This window comes from Clostridium aceticum (genome assembly GCF_001042715.1).
Taxonomy (GTDB): Bacteria; Bacillota; Clostridia; order Peptostreptococcales; family Natronincolaceae; genus Andreesenella; species Andreesenella acetica.
Map to the genome: position 1 here is coordinate 3,082,632 of NZ_CP009687.1, position 15,600 is coordinate 3,098,231.

The 15,600-nt window shown below is 38.1% G+C and carries 13 protein-coding genes; 4 read left to right on the forward strand and 9 right to left on the reverse strand.

The genetic code is table 11. The features are described from left to right. Positions 1–12: 12 nt before the first annotated feature. The 6 genes from CACET_RS14175 to CACET_RS14200 form a co-directional block, all read right to left on the reverse strand. Positions 13–645: a hypothetical protein gene (locus CACET_RS14175; RefSeq protein ID WP_044824891.1), complete on the reverse strand. Its 633-nt coding sequence runs from the start codon at positions 643–645 to the stop codon at positions 13–15. Next, complete coding sequence (locus CACET_RS14180; protein WP_044824892.1) at positions 642–2,219, reverse strand: type IV pilus biogenesis protein PilM; 1,578 nt, start codon at positions 2,217–2,219, stop codon at positions 642–644. Before CACET_RS14180 ends, CACET_RS14175 begins: the two co-directional genes overlap by 4 nt. Before the next feature lie 47 nt (positions 2,220–2,266). After that, complete coding sequence (locus tag CACET_RS14185) at positions 2,267–4,954, reverse strand: prepilin-type N-terminal cleavage/methylation domain-containing protein (protein ID WP_082058197.1); 2,688 nt, start codon at positions 4,952–4,954, stop codon at positions 2,267–2,269. Positions 4,955–4,968: 14 nt separating this feature from the next. After that, positions 4,969–6,228 carry an O-antigen ligase family protein gene (locus CACET_RS14190; protein ID WP_048407544.1) on the reverse strand — a complete coding sequence of 420 codons (1,260 nt, stop codon included), beginning with the start codon at positions 6,226–6,228 and terminating at the stop codon, positions 4,969–4,971. Positions 6,229–6,310: 82 nt separating this feature from the next. After that, positions 6,311–7,252 carry a type II secretion system protein gene (locus CACET_RS14195; RefSeq protein WP_044824895.1) on the reverse strand — a complete coding sequence of 314 codons (942 nt, stop codon included), beginning with the start codon at positions 7,250–7,252 and terminating at the stop codon, positions 6,311–6,313. Positions 7,253–7,543: 291 nt separating this feature from the next. Beyond that, positions 7,544–7,744: a hypothetical protein gene (locus CACET_RS14200; protein WP_479722632.1), complete on the reverse strand. Its 201-nt coding sequence runs from the start codon at positions 7,742–7,744 to the stop codon at positions 7,544–7,546. Between the two features lie 296 nt (positions 7,745–8,040). Here CACET_RS14200 and CACET_RS14205 point away from each other — a divergent pair, with 296 nt between their 5' ends. The 4 genes from CACET_RS14205 to CACET_RS14220 all read left to right on the forward strand — a co-directional run bounded on the left by CACET_RS14205 (position 8,041) and on the right by CACET_RS14220 (position 9,740). Beyond that, the gene (locus CACET_RS14205; protein ID WP_044824897.1) at positions 8,041–8,355 is read left to right on the forward strand and encodes a DUF5658 family protein; all 315 of its coding nucleotides are present in this window, start codon (positions 8,041–8,043) and stop codon (positions 8,353–8,355) included. 236 nt (positions 8,356–8,591) lie between these two features. Further along, positions 8,592–8,777: a hypothetical protein gene (locus CACET_RS14210; RefSeq protein ID WP_044824898.1), complete on the forward strand. Its 186-nt coding sequence runs from the start codon at positions 8,592–8,594 to the stop codon at positions 8,775–8,777. A gap of 15 nt (positions 8,778–8,792) precedes the next feature. Continuing rightward, on the forward strand, positions 8,793–9,029 hold the full coding sequence (locus CACET_RS20975; protein WP_242846932.1) for a thioredoxin domain-containing protein: 237 nt from the start codon (positions 8,793–8,795) through the stop codon (positions 9,027–9,029). Between the two features lie 21 nt (positions 9,030–9,050). Continuing rightward, positions 9,051–9,740: a cytochrome c biogenesis CcdA family protein gene (locus tag CACET_RS14220; RefSeq protein WP_242846927.1), complete on the forward strand. Its 690-nt coding sequence runs from the start codon at positions 9,051–9,053 to the stop codon at positions 9,738–9,740. A gap of 681 nt (positions 9,741–10,421) precedes the next feature. On the opposite strand, the gene CACET_RS14225 is transcribed toward CACET_RS14220, so the two are convergent. The 3 genes from CACET_RS14225 to CACET_RS14235 all read right to left on the reverse strand — a co-directional run bounded on the left by CACET_RS14225 (position 10,422) and on the right by CACET_RS14235 (position 15,545). Continuing rightward, on the reverse strand, positions 10,422–11,837 hold the full coding sequence (locus CACET_RS14225; RefSeq protein ID WP_201774943.1) for an MATE family efflux transporter: 1,416 nt from the start codon (positions 11,835–11,837) through the stop codon (positions 10,422–10,424). A gap of 70 nt (positions 11,838–11,907) precedes the next feature. Then, positions 11,908–13,650 (reverse strand): ABC transporter ATP-binding protein, encoded by a 1,743-nt coding sequence (locus CACET_RS14230; protein ID WP_044824900.1) that lies wholly within the window; start codon positions 13,648–13,650, stop codon positions 11,908–11,910. Continuing rightward, positions 13,650–15,545, reverse strand: coding sequence for an ABC transporter ATP-binding protein (locus tag CACET_RS14235; protein ID WP_479722633.1), 1,896 nt, complete (start codon positions 15,543–15,545; stop codon positions 13,650–13,652). Before CACET_RS14235 ends, CACET_RS14230 begins: the two co-directional genes overlap by 1 nt. Positions 15,546–15,600 lie beyond the last annotated feature (55 nt).

Below are 15,600 nucleotides of genomic sequence, written 5' to 3' on the forward strand. Positions count from 1 at the left end.
TACCACCCTTTCTTATATTAAAATTTTCATAGTAATTTCAAAGTTATCTGTTTCTTCAATTGCTTTTATTTCAATATGTTCAATCACTGTACTCCAGTGCATCTCTTTCAGTTCCTTAATAAACCTGATTAAACTAAGATGATTTCCTTCTAAAACCATTTTATATTCTTGCCAGCTAAAATGCTTCTTTCCGCTTTCTTCCTCTGGTGTATTATTTTCATCTTCTTTAGTGTTTCTATTAGACCTAGTGTTTTTAGCCGGCTTAGCAGTTTCAACCTTTGGAGGTTGAAAAACCTGCTCTTTTATCTTTAGTCCGCTGGCTAATGAATGACTGGTAATTTCATTCAACACCTCACTGCCAATTGACTCTGTGATAGCTTTTCTACTGTTTAAAACTTCTGAGTACTGATTTGAAATCTCTTGTAAATTATGTCTTTCTTCATTTAATGTATCAGAAATTCTTTTTGTGTTAGGCGGTTCTCCTAAGCCTAAAATTTCCTCTTCAAGGCTTACTATCTCTGTTTGTATATTTTTATAATCATTCATTTTAGGATCGTATATTTTAGAAAAATATACATATAAGCTTCCTGCCAATGCAATAGCTATGAGTAAAAACTTTTCTGCTTTTGTAAGTTTACGTTTCAAGGCTCTTCAGTCCCTTCCTCCATACTTTCAAACATAAATACCAGTTGAAAAAAATATACATCTCTAATTTCAACAACTTCTTGAAAATTATCTTCTTCCAAGAAATCCTCTTCAAAAAAGAAAAGTTCTTCCCAATCAGTTTTAGGAGTATTGTTTTTGGGGATAATCGTCTTTTTAGTATTCTCTTCTTTTTTTTCCTCTCGAAGAATACCTAATACCTTAACATAATTGCACCAACTCTCCCCTTGTAGCTTTAACAGCAAAGTATACACAGCAGTAGGATCGAAACTGGCTCCTTTGATTTCCCATGCTCCCTCTATCTGAAGAGGATTAATTTCTAACAGTTTTAGGTCTAAAGGAGAATAACTGTGTAATGCAGTAAAAAAGTATTCCAGTTCCTGTTTTCTTTCTCTTGAATCATTAGTTAAAAAATTTATTTTATTGCTAATTTCTTCCTTTGACTTCCTTAAGTCTTCTGTTTCCTTTCTAAGACCAGCATATCGGTCTATTGAACTCTTAATGTTATCCCTTTCTAAGTTTAAAGTCTCTCTCCGAGCCACTGCTTGTTTCGTTTGGTAGCCTATAAACAAGTAGTGGATTAGAAAAAAAGCGATAAAGACCAGCATCACTGCAATAGGAAAAATGTGAATCCTATCCTTGAATAGTTTGTATAGGTCTATTCTATCGTCAACGCCTATGGTTCTTCGCTTAATATGTAGTTCCCTTAGCGCAGCACCGACAATAGCTACAAACTCTGGAATATTTTCTCCGCTTTCAGCCTGCATTTGAAATACTTCAGCTCTGCCCTTGAACTTATTCTCAAAGTGTTGAATACTTCTTGGATCCAATTCCTTAGAGCAGCTGATGATAAATCTTTGTTCAGAAAACTTTAAGTCTTCTATAAACTCATCAATAGATAGTTCTATTTCCATAATTTCGGAATAACCTTTAGAATCCTGTGAAATAGCTAAATCTACAGGAAAGGTAACAATATTACTGATTTGCCCTTTATTTACATGAGCAATTTTTATGGCATCTTTATTTATATTCAAAAAAGTAAATTCTTTTTCCCTTTCAGCATACATTACCCCTGCAGGAAAACAAGCATCTACAGGATAAACTTTTTTCAGTTTCAGGTCACACTCTTTACAAACTTCTTTATAAGCCTGATAATCTTCAGCACCCAGCATAGATACCCATACTTGCCTTTGTGACTCATCTGTTTCAACTCCGGGTTCATAACCTATCAGACTTTCTACTACAGGAATTGTTACATAAGGTTCTGCTTCCCACCGTATAGCTTCTTTTAGTTGATAAGGCCTTAATTTTTTTAATCTTTTCTTATCCATCGATATTTCCACCATATTGGTGGCAGGACTTATCAATACTACGTCCTTCGGACATTTCCCGATCCTTGTAATAATTGCTGATAATTCTGCAGCAGATAAATAATCTCCTATTTCTGTCCGTTCAACAGTGAGATACTCACTGATACTAAAACCGCGGACTCTTCTTTTTACAACCGCTGCCCGTAATACTTGTTCATCAATTTCTACCACTAATACAGAGAGCAATGCCGTCCCCCCTTTTTTTGCAAAATATGTGTTTACTGTTGTCTCTGCTATTCATCTTCTTCTGGTGGATCTACCTCATCTGGTGGTCTTTTGATATAAAAGTTTAATCTCTCCTTTGTTGGAGACTGCGTCCCACCAATACCAATAAAAATGTCTATTTCTCTTTTTTCTCCTTCTATTATTATTTCAAAATTTCTCTTTCCGCAGACGACATCTTCCACCTGTAAGTTAATACCATGATATCCTGGGCCTGTTTCACTACGGCCAGGAACAGTGATTACTTTTTCTTTACTACCCTTAGGTTTATGATGCAATTTCACAGTAATTTCTTTTGGATCATAGGATTCATTATATATATTCCCTCTTACAGTTATTGTGCCAACCTTCCATTCACTTTTATCTATATATCTTGCTATGTCATCATTATCATCTGCATCTAAATCTACTTTACCATCAGCACCACCGCTTATAATGATAAGTCTGTTTTCATTTTCATTTAATTCAAAGTGTATAGGTTTACCCCATGCATCCCTTAAAACATCTATGGGTTTTTGTATATAAGGTCCCCTCCATTCAAATCCTTGTCCTGCTCCTTCTTTTATTTTCCATAAGTCCTGAGGTTGTTGGTATTCTGTGATACCATCAGAACTAGATATATTTGTAAAAGTAGGCCAATCCCCCATATCGCCTAGATACCCTCCTACAATTCTTCTTCCTGAAGCATCAAAGGCATCTGCTCCCAAAAAAGCTTCTCGTACTCTTTCAAGGATTTTTATAGTATCCTCGATCTTCTTTTTATCCATCATTGCAATATCGCCGCTCTTCCATTCATAATCAAAAATATCTATATACAGGTCATCTTCTGTATCAATATTGCCATCAATACCGGGACTGGTTATTCTCAAATATTCGTTACCATCTGAATTTCTATCTATTTCGAAATATATTTCATTATTCCAAGCGTCTCTAATAAGTTGATTTCCTCCTATTCCCCATGGTTCGGTTATATAAGGACCTTTCCAGAGAGGATCAGTTTTCTTCTTCCACAAATAAATTGGCTGGCCGTATAATTCCTCATAGTCATTTTCAAGGAACTCTATCCAGCTGGGATCATCAAAATCATCATCCCAATAATACAGTTTGGGCCAATCTCCTATATCTCCTATATATCCTCCTACATTTTTTCTCCCCATGGCATCTATTGCATCTACTCTTCCTATAATAGCTCTCCTTAACTCTTGAAGTATTTCCATGGTCTCTTCTTCCTTGCCTATGTTTCTTGGTTCGTACCATTCGTTAGGTGTAATTTTAATCACAATGTTATCTTTATTCCCTTTTCCCTCAGGATTTACAGCATCTTTATCATAATGAGTGTCCCCAATGCTAGGGTCAGGCAAAATTATCTCACCATCTGCTCCGGCGCTGATCATCAACAGACTGGTTTCATTGCCACTGCCTTCCTTAATAAAGTAAAGAGCTTCCCCCCATGCATCACTCAGCTTGCCTCCAACATGCCTCTGCTGAAATCTTTTCTTATCCTCTTCATCTAATCCATCCAACCTATCCAGTGCAGACTTTTTTAACTCCTCCAATAGATTTTTTGTATCATCGGGAAAAGGATCTTCCCTGGGATAATCAATATAAGGACCCAACCATCTGCTATAATCAGGAACATCCTCCGCCAAATCAGGATCTCCTAGAGATAATCCTGCTTCCCAGAGACCTCTGGGCTGTCCTTTGCCTATTTCTACTTCTTCTTTATCCTCGTCCCAGTCCCAACGTAGGCCTTCTTTATTCCAAATAGGTTCGTAGAGTTTGGGAAGTGTATTCATATCCCTTACATACCCTCCAATTACCCGTATTCCCTCTCTGTCATAAACATTTTGAGGCCCGATAATAGCAGTGCGAATGTTCTCCAGAATCTCATAGGTAGCCTCCGTTCGCTGAGCTAAGTTATACCATTCCCTATGCTTGATTTCTAAAACAATGTTATCTTCATTTTCCTTATCAGCATTCTGATTATATTTTTCTCCGGGATCAGGTAAAACTATTTTACCACTAGGACCAGCACTGATCATCAAAAGACTGGGACCTTCTGCCGTATCCTGCTTAATAAAATACAGGACTCTTCCCCAGGCATCACTCAGCTTACCTTCAACATACCGCTGTTCAAACCTTCCCTTATCATCCGGATCTAAATCATCCAGTTCATCTACTCCTTTAAGTTGTTTTTCCAGTTCTTTTGTGTTTTCGGGATAGGGATCCTTCGGGTAGTAAAGATAAGGTCCCTTCCAACTGCTGTAGTCAGGAGCATCCTCTGTCAAATCAGTGCTTCCCAAAGACCGTCCTTCTTCCCAGAGGCCTCGAGGCTGTCCTCTACCGTTGACTACTTCTTCATCATCATCCTTCCATTTCCAGACTTTGTTAGTATTATCCCATTCAGCTTCATATAGTTTGGGGAATGCATCCATATCTTTCACATAGCCGCCAATGATCCGGATTCCTTCACTGTCAAAAACATTTGGAGTCCCGATAATGGCGGTACGGATATTTCTCAGAATTTCATGAGTGTCTTTAGTTTTTTGGGTGTTATTCATATGTCCGATAAAAGGCACTATCATTGCCGCTAGAAAGCTCATGATGCTGAGGACAACAATTATCTCCAATAGTGTAAAACCGCCTTTCATGTAATTTTTTTGTGTTTTTTCTGTCATCCCCTTTAACAACATGGACATTTCCCCTCCCCTTTTTAAGAGACCGCATTAAAGTTTTCCAGATCCATTTCTCTGATCATGGAAGTTTCCAAGGTTTTTTTACCGACACTGCTTCTGGCAAGAGACAGTCCCAGTACAATCCAGAACAAAGGCATCAGATGAATTCCTTCATAATGAAACAGTCCTTGTACAAGATAAACAATAATCATTGCTGCTAATTCATCCCCACTTCCCCTTACTAAAACATATCCTATAAAAAACACGTAAGTTGCCAAAGCAAAAATGCCTAAAGTAACAGCTATTTCCAAATACATACTGGGAGATTTTTCCATAAAAGATGAGGACAACATCCTTCTTACATGATAAAGGTGGTCAGGACCTATGCCAAAAGACCAACTGTTGGTGAAGAATTCCAGCGTCTTTTTCCACAGCTTTATCTGAGCAAGAGGAGCTTTTATACCTACCTTGCTTTGCAAATCTAAATATATATTACCAACTGCAAAAATCAATGTAATTGCCGATAAAGTTCCCCCTAAAATAAACCAATGCTTTTTTTGCCCACGGGAGAAATACTGCACTGCAATAAATAACCCTCCCACAGCACCTCCTAACCAAGCCCCCCAGGTAAAACTCACCAAAAGGCCTCCATAGATTACAGCAGCTGCTGCCAGCCACAAAAAACGTTCTTCAGAAGTAATATACAGATAAAAGGCTGCCGGCAACATAAAGGCTGCATAAGTACCGTAATAATCTGGGTTACCCATTGTGCCGTAAGCTGTCATCCCCTTGTGAAAAGCATCCTGAGGCACCAGATTCACCCCTAAAACCTGAAGCATCGTCAACAAGGAAACAAAGGCTGCCACAGCCACCATAGGGGGGATCAGTCTAATGCCCCAGTCTTCTCGGCAAGCCAAAAGAAATAAAATAATGCAAAAAATATAAGAAAAAAAGCCTGTATAGAAAAAAGGCGCTCCCATCCATGCCGTTAGAGGATATGCCCCCAGTGAAGAAGCTATTAGAGCAAAAAAGAGAAAGACTCCTATAGGAATGAAAGCCCGGTGTCTGATACCAGTTTTTTCTTTCAGCAAGATAGCTAAGGCAAATATGGACATCACAGCTAAGGTCATATATCGGGGTGCATAATAATAATCCAGAGGATAATCCGGTAAAAATGGTAATTTAATTTGTAGGGGAACCACCATCAGAGGATACATCACCCCCATGAATAAAAGAAGAAGAAAACCAGAACCCATTTGCCGGTATCTACTCCACAAAGTCTTTAAAATTACAGTCAAAGCCCACCACCTCCATGCTTGTTTTTTTATAAATAAAACAGGGGGATGGGTGCCGCACCCACACCCCTGTTATGAAAGCAGATTATTGAATCGTCCAAACAGTTGGTACTGTTCCTACTACATCACCCTCTGGGCAGAAGGTAGAGAACTGAAAAGCTTCCTGTACTTCAAATATATTGATATCTTTCTCTTGTCCAGTTTCAGATATTACAGTAATTTCATCTAATGCATCAGTTATTGGATCTCCTGAAACAGGATCAGTTAAACTATCTACAGTAGCCGCTAATCTAGGTAGAACGATGCTATAGTTGCCAAAAGCAAAATGATTTTCTCTTCTGATGGCATTAGGGCAAAGACCAGCAATTTCAATTTGACCGCTTGTTACCAGTTCACTATCAGGACCAACCCCTAAAATAATACGGTATGCTAAGTCTGGGTTACGATATTCTGCACCAGACACTAAACTATCAAAATCCCAAGCAGTACCATCAAATCCTGCTGCCACCATAAGTACGGCAAGATCTTCTGCAACTTCTGCTCTTTCCATATGTGTTCCATGAGTATCATCTCTACGATGATCCCCATCAACCGTTTTAGAAAGGTTAAGGTTGCGTACATGGCTGATACCCATAGCTCTGATTTCAGCTGCCTCTTCGTCACTTAAGTAGTGAATTTTTGCTTGAAGAGAATCTTCAATCTCATGAGATAAGTCTTCTTTTCCGTTTGTTGCATCTGAATCGTCATATTGTACCTCATAAACTCCATCAGCAGTTTCTGCAATTAAGTTAATCAAGTCGTTAGGAAGTTGACCTGTCCTCTCAACAAAAGCCGCCGTCACCTGCCGTAATCTTGTCTGGTTGTTGTCACAAATAGTATCTGCCGCTCCTGCACCAGCTCCCGCTAGACGAGGAGCAATCATAGCTGCTAAAAAGCCCATGATAGCAATTACGATGATTAATTCAAGTAATGTAAAACCTCCGTTACCCTTTAAACCCATTAATAACTTTCTTAATTTCTTTTTCATAGATACAAAAAAACCCCTTTCTAAGAATTAGTTTTCTCAGAAGGGTTCACCCGCAGAACCGCCTTCAATTTTAAAATTTTTTCCTCATGACTGATTAATAATTGACTTAAAATACCTTCTTCATTATAACTTCAGGTACCAGACCCGACAGTTTTCCCTCTTATACCTCGTCCACATCACCCCCCTTATTAGATTAAATCGTCCATCCACAGAACCATTTTAAAGTTGGATAATATTTTTCTTTTCAGATGCTTTAATCTGACAAAGAAAGTAAGCTGGTTTTACAACAACTTAAAGAACAGCCTTCTTATTCAGGCTTTCCGGAATCCAGTCTACTACGTAACGATACTGCTTTCCGCAATGGATAATAACTTCTTTTTGTCCCTTTTTTAGAATTCTCATCTCAATTTTCAATTCCCCGTAGCCTTCGTGATAGAATAGAGACTCATACAGCTGTCGCACTTTTTCTAAAACCAATTGATTTTTATCCAACATACCCCCTCCTCATAAAAGTGTACTGGTTTCTGATTGAATTGATAAAAACACCTAGTTGATTTGATTATGAATTTCATTCTCATAAACATATTAGCACGCTTTCCTATTTATGTCAATATTTTCTTAATTTTTTCTTAATTTTTTATTTTCAATAATAATTATTGGGATTTCTTTATTTGCTAATGATTATTATAGGATTTTGGTGGGAATAAATATAATAAGTTGTGTTGCAAAATTGTAAGTTCAGTATTCACATAAATTTCTCGATAAATGTCCTTAGAGGAGAGAATCCTATGAATATTTTTTGGAGATGGATAAAAATTTTTGGTCTGTTAAATCTACTAGATTATATATCTACAATGATGGGTATAAGCATGGGGGCTGTAGAAATAAATTCTTTTGCAAACTATTTTATACAAAAAGATTCTCTTTTTCATTTCAAAGTAGTAGGCTTTGTATTATTGGCTGTATTCCTTTACAAAATTGCAAAAAGAAGTCTGACAGACTGTGAAAAAACAACCAGACTATTGAAATACGGTTCTTTAGTCTACACATTAATTGTATTGAATAATTTTATGGTATATTACATTCAGTTTTTAGCTCAATAGGACAATATGAACAATCGTATCAGAGCTAAGACTCATTGAATTGTACTGTATTTCAAGATATCTTAAAGAAAGTTTATAAATCATTTATACAACAAAAAAGCCGGCAAAACTGCTCCTTGCAGTCTTGTCGGTTAAATTTTTTTGAGGGGTTCATGAACTTTTTATTTACTATTTTTTTCAGCGTGATATAATGATAATAAGTATCAATTAATAATGAAGCTAAGGGGGGAGTACTGTTGGGACGTAAAGAAAAAACATTTGTATTAATGATTGTATTAGCTTTAGTAATTGGAGTTTTGGCTAAACCTTATCTCTTTACTACAAAAAAAACCTTTCATGTAACTGAACAACCATATCAGACCTATCAAGAGGCATTGTCCGCTGGAAAACCTGTTTTTCTAGAGTTTTATGCTGTCTGGTGACCTGCCTGTGTGTCAATGGAGCCCGTGATTTTGGCTCTAGAGGAGAAGTATGATGATGAAGTAGCTTTTATTATCGTCGATGTAGATCATCCCCAAAGCGAAAAACTCATAGAAGCCTTTAATGTCAGTTCTATTCCTGTTTTCTTCTATATTGACCCAAAAGGCAACATCGTAGGTAATGATATTGGCAGCAAATCTTTTAAACATATGGAAGAAAGAATTTTGAAGGATTTGCTTGGTAAGAAAAAGTAAGTGTCAAGGGAGGCGTTATATTTGGATATTTTTTTTACAGAAACAATATCGCAAATAATAGCTGGTAAATCAATATTAACAATATTGATGGTTTTTGGAGGTGGGTTCGTAACCAGTATCAGCCCCTGCCTCCTGTCCATGCTGCCGGTTATGGTGGGTTACATAGGTGGTTATGATGATCATGCCACCAGAACTAGAGGCTTTAGCTTGTCTTTTGTCTTTGTTCTGGGTCTAGCAACGACTTTTGCCATTTTAGGACTGGCTGCAGCCTCTTTGGGTCTTGTATTCGGTCAGATTGGTGCAATCTGGTATTATATACTGTCTGCAATAGCAATTATTATGGGTTTAAACCTGTTTGGTGTGATTAGCTTTAAAATGCCCGGTCTAAAAAAGATGCCCCTTAAACTCAATGGTTACTCAGGGGCTTATCTAATGGGACTTTTTTTTGGTCTGGTAGCCTCTCCCTGTGCTACTCCCGTACTTGCAGTAGTCATAACTTATGTAGCCCTGCAAAGAGAATTAGCTTATGGTAGTTTTTTACTTTTTGTTTACGGACTAGGCCATGGACTTCCTTTGATTATAGCAGGCACCTTTACTGCTCTGTTAAAAAAGCTGCCTATAGTACAATATTATACACAATATGTTCACTATTTCAGCGGAGGAATATTAATCTTCCTAGGGCTGTATTTGCTAAGCCGTGTAAGTTGGTAATTAGCTATATAAATATACACTAACATCACTCCTTTGTTTAGGGTCATTGTGTACATCTATTCCTCATTTATTTTGCAGATTATTACTTCAGTTTTTACTAACTATTCATTAGCGTTAACTTAAGCCATAATTTGTCATCCTGTGTGAAGCGAAGCGGAGTCGAAGGATCTTAATGTTAGTAAAATGACAGTTCGAGAGAATTTTGGTAATAATTGTATTAAGTTAACACCTATGATTACTATTTAAAAAGTACAATACCATAGAAAAGTATAGACAACAACGAAACTTTATGATATTGTATCTTTAATGATAACGATAATTATTATCAATTTGTAGAGAAGGGAGTGACTTCAATTATGAAAGTATTTTTAAATTTTTTCCTAGGTATTGTTTCATACTTCAAGAAAAAAAATGTCAACACTTGTGATTGTTCCGACTGCCTTTGTCATCAACCAGAAGGCTGTGGCTGCAAAGAAAATAAATAACATAAATATCATCATGTGGATAATATTAATGACTAAAAGCAATTTACATACAATCAAAAAACCAGCTACATCAATATATAGCTGGTTTTTTCTTTTCTTTATGCTTCAAGACTTTTACTTCTTTGTGCAAAAACTATGAAATGCCATAAAAATCTGCATAAGACCTAAAATACAGTAGAAGTGTATTAGAGTAAGTCTATTCCCTTGGTAAATTAATTTGATCATATTCATGACAGATTTCTGCTTTTTGTTGTCCTTTTCTAAGAAGATGAAATTCTTTTTTTACCAATACAAGCACCCAAATAGTTATAACTACATCGATGAAAAAAGCACCATAATACACCCATTGAATACCAAACTGTTTTGGAAGGATCAGCATCACAGGTATATAGAAAATCACTTGTCTTGCAATCCCTATCATTGCGGCTGGCTTCCCTTTATTGATAGCAGGATAGAATGTCATCATCATAAATATAACAGGTAATATAGGCAAGAGTGCCATAAAAATTCTAAAGTAAAATAAACTGACGGCATCAAATATTCTATTTGGAAACATTAAGCCTAATGGAATTTCCGGTATGATCATAAAAATTAACCAAAAGGGCAACATCATCAAGGTACTGGCTACTGCAAATATTTTAAAGCTGCTGATGACACGAAGATTATTTTTTGCACCATAATTAATGCCGATAACAGGCTGCAATGCCCGCATCAATCCAAAGATTGGTGTCAGCAATAAAGTAAATATTCTATATATAGCACCATAAAGAGCTAAATCATAAGTACTGCCATATCTGGATAAAGCATTAAAAACCACTACAGCCTGCACAAGACTCATAACACTCATAATTAAAGATGGCATTCCCATGGAAAAAATATCCTTGATCATCTTTTTATCTCTAAAAAATTTAAAAGGATGGGCTTCAAAGGATGCTTTGCCTTTTGCAAAATAGATAAAACCCGCAGCTGTATATACAAACATACCCAGGTTTGTCCCCCAAGCTGCTCCTGCAACCCCCATGTCCATCACTACGATCAAAATATAATTGGCTATAATATTCACCACAAGCCCTAGTGCCATAATTACCGCTGCTGTTTTCATTTTTCCCTCGGCACGAACAATCATATTTCCTGCTAAACCATACACCCAGAATAATGCCCCTATGACAGTGATTTGAAAATAAGTTCTACCTATCTCTAATGTATCACCTACACCCCCCATTACTTTAACCAGAGGTGTTGTCAATAACAATGCAAGGATTACGTAGATCACTGTTATAACAATGGATAGATAGTTTACATTACCTAGTATCTTTTTCTGAGTCTCTTTGTCCTTTGCTCCTAAGGCGATGCTAAGGGCTGATCCTGCACCAACACCTATTAGAGAGCCTAATCCAAGGGTGATTTGAGACAATGGATAGGCTATGGAAACTCCTGCTAATGCTGTTTCTCCTACAAATCTTCCTACAAATATGGCATCAAATACTGAATTCAGTCCATATAATACCATTGCAATCACTGCCGGCCATGAAACGCTATACATTACCTTCCATAAATTATCTGAAAGAATCATTTGTTTCTGTTTATCCTTTTCATGTAATTTTGTTTCCAATTAGCATCACTCCTTAATTAAATACTTTACTGGTTTAAGACTTCTCGATCTTCAACCTTCACCTCTGTATTTATGATACCTGCACCCTCCAGCCTGAGGCTTGCTGCTGAATACGCCACAGATGATGGTACAATCCTTGTTTTTCCAATAACGCTTCATGTGTTCCTTCCTCCAGAATCTTTCCCTTCTCTAATACAATGATTTTATCTGCTGCTTTTATGGTTTTCAGTCGATGGGCAATGATAATCACCGTCTTATTCTTCACCAAAGCATTAATGGCTCCTTGAACCTGTGTTTCGTTTTCTGGATCAAGGGATGCAGTGGCTTCGTCAAGGAGTACAATAGGAGCATCCTTTAAAAGGGCTCTGGCAATAGATATCCGCTGTTTTTCTCCCCCTGAAAGGGTGCATCCCCCTTCTCCCACGGGTGTATCATAACCTTGAGGCAGCTTCATGATAAAGTCATGGCAGCAGGCCTGTTTTGCCGCCCATTCAATTTCCTGCTGGGAGGCATTGTTTTTTCCAACGCTGATGTTATTGCGAATGGTATCCTTGAAAAGATACACATCCTGAAATACCATGGAAATCCGTGTCAGCAGCTTTTCAGGGTCGACCTCTTTGATATCCTCTCCATTAATCAACACCCTGCCCTCCTGTACGTCCCAAAATCTTGCAATAAGACGGGTTATTGTGCTCTTTCCACTTCCGGAAGGTCCCACTAAAGCTGTAATACTCTTGGGAGGAATAGAAAAGGATACATTTTTAAGGACATCAGTGTTGTCATAAGCAAAAGTAACATCCTGGAATTCAATAGAATTTCCCTCAGGAGGATTTTTTTCTCCTGACAGAGGTTTTTCATGACGAATCTGCATGATACGCTCTGCGCTTAAAACCGAATAACGTATTTCAGCATAGTTGATAAACACCATCGTCAAAGGTTCGAATACACGGGTACCCAATAGTAAAAACACAAGAAATATAGGTAAGGTAAGCTGACCCCCTACAAGAAGAAACGTCCCCGTAAAAATCATCAGGGTAAGACCTGCCCGCATCAATGCTATTGCCACCATCATCACAGGACCAATGATGCCCTCCAGCCGGATCGACTCCCTCATTAAACGTGCAAAAGCTTCCTGAAGCCGCTGGAACCCCTCACCGCTAAGGTTATGAGATTTAACCTCCCTCATACCAAGCAGGTATTCCTGCAATCGACTGGCACTGTCCACCTTGGCTTTCACATGATTTTTGCCAAGCCTCAATTGAAGTCCCGTTGAAAGCCATACAATCAAAATAGAGAAGGGTAAAGCGATAAACATAGCAATGGCCATTTGCCAGTTGATAAATAGCAATGCAATAAAAGCTATGATAGGAAAGGCTGTAGCACTGACTAACTGTGGCACATAGTGAGAAATGGTGGTTTCCACAGTTGCATAATCTCCCAGCATCATGGTAGTAAGATCCCCTGGGTCTCGACTGCCCAAAAAACCTAGAGATAGTTTACGGAGATGTTCTGCAAGGGCAGCTCGACCATTGGCGGAGGCATCGTATGCCGCAGTAAATGTTTTACTGTAGGCAAAGCCAGAAATCAAATACTGTACCACCGTCCATCCTATCAACATGCCGCATACTCTCCATAATCTTTCAATATTTAGCGGTATTTCAGGATTTACAAAGGAGAAATATAGGGTGTTAATTACATCAAAAATAAGAGCCGCCGGTACTATTTTACAAATCCCCTCTAAAAAAGAAGCAAAGCAAGGCATGACAAGTGCTTTAGGATTGCCACTGGATATATTATAAAAAAAATTTTTCATTATATATTCACCGCCTTTGATTTATTTTTTTTAGAAAATTCCCATGCTCCTGCATCTATATGGGCCTCCCACATACGGAGGTAGAGTCCTTTTTGTTGGATTAATTCATCATGTCTGCCGGAAGCCATAATCTGCCCACCATCCACCACAAGAATCTGTTGAGCCTCACGGATTGTAGATAATCTATGGGCGATGATGATGACTGTTTTCCCTTTGATAAGGGCACTTAATCCCTCTTGTATTTTTGTTTCGTTTTCCGCATCGGTAAAGGCAGTGGCTTCGTCCAGTACTAAGATGGGAGCATTTTTTAAAATTGCTCGGGCAATCGCAATCCTCTGTGCTTCTCCACCTGAAAGATAAGTGCCTCCCTCTCCGATTTTGGTCTGATAGCCTTGTGGCAACGCTTGAATAAATTCGTGGCAGCAGGCTGCCTTTGCTGCTTGAATAAGCTCAGCATGGGTAGCATTTGTCTTGCCCATACGAATATTTTCTTCAATCGTATCATAGAAAAGATGTACATCCTGAAATACGAAGGAGACAATCTCCATCAATTTCTTCGTACCTATATCCTTTATATCAACACCACCGATACGAATACTGCCAGAGGTGACATCCCAAAATCGAGGGATTAAATTGGCGATGGTGGATTTTCCACTGCCAGAGGGTCCCACTAAAGCGGTTATTTCCTTCTCTTTTGCAATAAAAGATACACAGGTCAGTGCTTCTGTACGGGTTGCAGCATCTTTATTGTCATAGGTGAAACTTACATTGTCAAATTCTATATTATGATCCTTAGGGGTTTTCAAAATTAACGGTTCTGTGATGGGTTTTTGCGCAAAAATTTCATCAATTCTCTCCACACCCTCTGAGATAAGCCGCATATTTCCACCTAAATACATAAGCTTCATCATTGGCACAGATAAGCCTGGTGCCAATACAAGAAAGAGCATTAATGTCAATGCAAAGGCTTGATGATCCGGCTGACCACTAAGCAGCAGGATCCCTACTGGAAGAATGAAGGAAAAAAGCGATGCAAGAATCGTCATAAAGATGATGTAGGGTCGTTTGCAAAACTTAGTGTATTTTACTGCCCAATCTCGATAGCCGTTAATGGCGTTGTGAAAACTCAAGAAGGTATCTACTGTAAGACCAAACACTTTGATGGCAGACATTCCCCTCACATACTGGACACCTGCGGCATTCATTTGCTCTAGCGCATCATGATAATGCTTGATAGCAAGGTTTCCTTCTTTACCATAAAACACAATTGATTGCAATAGATAGGCAGTCACAATTGGCACAGCGCAGGTCAGGGCCATACGCCACTCAAGAAGAAACATGCCAAATAGCATAATAAAAGGTAATGCTACCGCCCCTACGAAGTCGGGAAGCTGATGGGCAATAAAACCTTCTATTTTCTCTACGCTCATCTCCAGTGTTTTCTTTATAGCTCCTGAAGACTGGCGTGTATGATACCCCATGGGCAGCTTCGCCAAATGTTCTGCTAAACGAATTCTAAGATTATAAAGGATACGAAAGGCAGCGATGTGAGAGGCCATCAAACCTCCATATAAAAACAAAAGAGCACCTAAAAGAGACAATAGTGCCCGTAAGCCCCATTGACGAATGAGAAAAACATTGCTCAAAGCTGGATTCGCTGCATTGTTTAAAAGCTCTGCCACAATAAAATAAGTAGCTACAAAAGGAACAAACATCAGGAAAGTGCTTATGATTGACAATATACCCGAAAGCACCAGCAGACCTCGTTTCTCCCCTGCAATTTCTAACAAACGAGAAATACCTGTTTTTTTCTTTGTTACAATAGTATTATTCATTACCTTCACCTCGCATAGATATTGATATTCATTATCATATTTCTGTGATAAGAAAATCATATCTTATTTTCCTCTCCCCCTCTACGCCAAAAAGAAAAAATTTTATGCCAAAAAG

What these genes read in the sequence shown, in the direction of transcription:
- CACET_RS14185 (WP_082058197.1), bottom strand. Translation starts at nt 4,954, where the DNA reads ATGTCCATGTTGTTAAAGGGGATGACAGAAAAAACACAAAAAAATTAC.
- CACET_RS14195 (WP_044824895.1), bottom strand. Translation starts at nt 7,252, where the DNA reads ATGAAAAAGAAATTAAGAAAGTTATTAATGGGTTTAAAGGGTAACGGA.
- CACET_RS14205 (WP_044824897.1), top strand. Translation starts at nt 8,041, where the DNA reads ATGAATATTTTTTGGAGATGGATAAAAATTTTTGGTCTGTTAAATCTA.
- CACET_RS20975 (WP_242846932.1), top strand. Translation starts at nt 8,793, where the DNA reads ATGGAGCCCGTGATTTTGGCTCTAGAGGAGAAGTATGATGATGAAGTA.
- CACET_RS14230 (WP_044824900.1), bottom strand. Translation starts at nt 13,650, where the DNA reads ATGAAAAATTTTTTTTATAATATATCCAGTGGCAATCCTAAAGCACTT.
- CACET_RS14235 (WP_479722633.1), bottom strand. Translation starts at nt 15,545, where the DNA reads ATGATTTTCTTATCACAGAAATATGATAATGAATATCAATATCTATGC.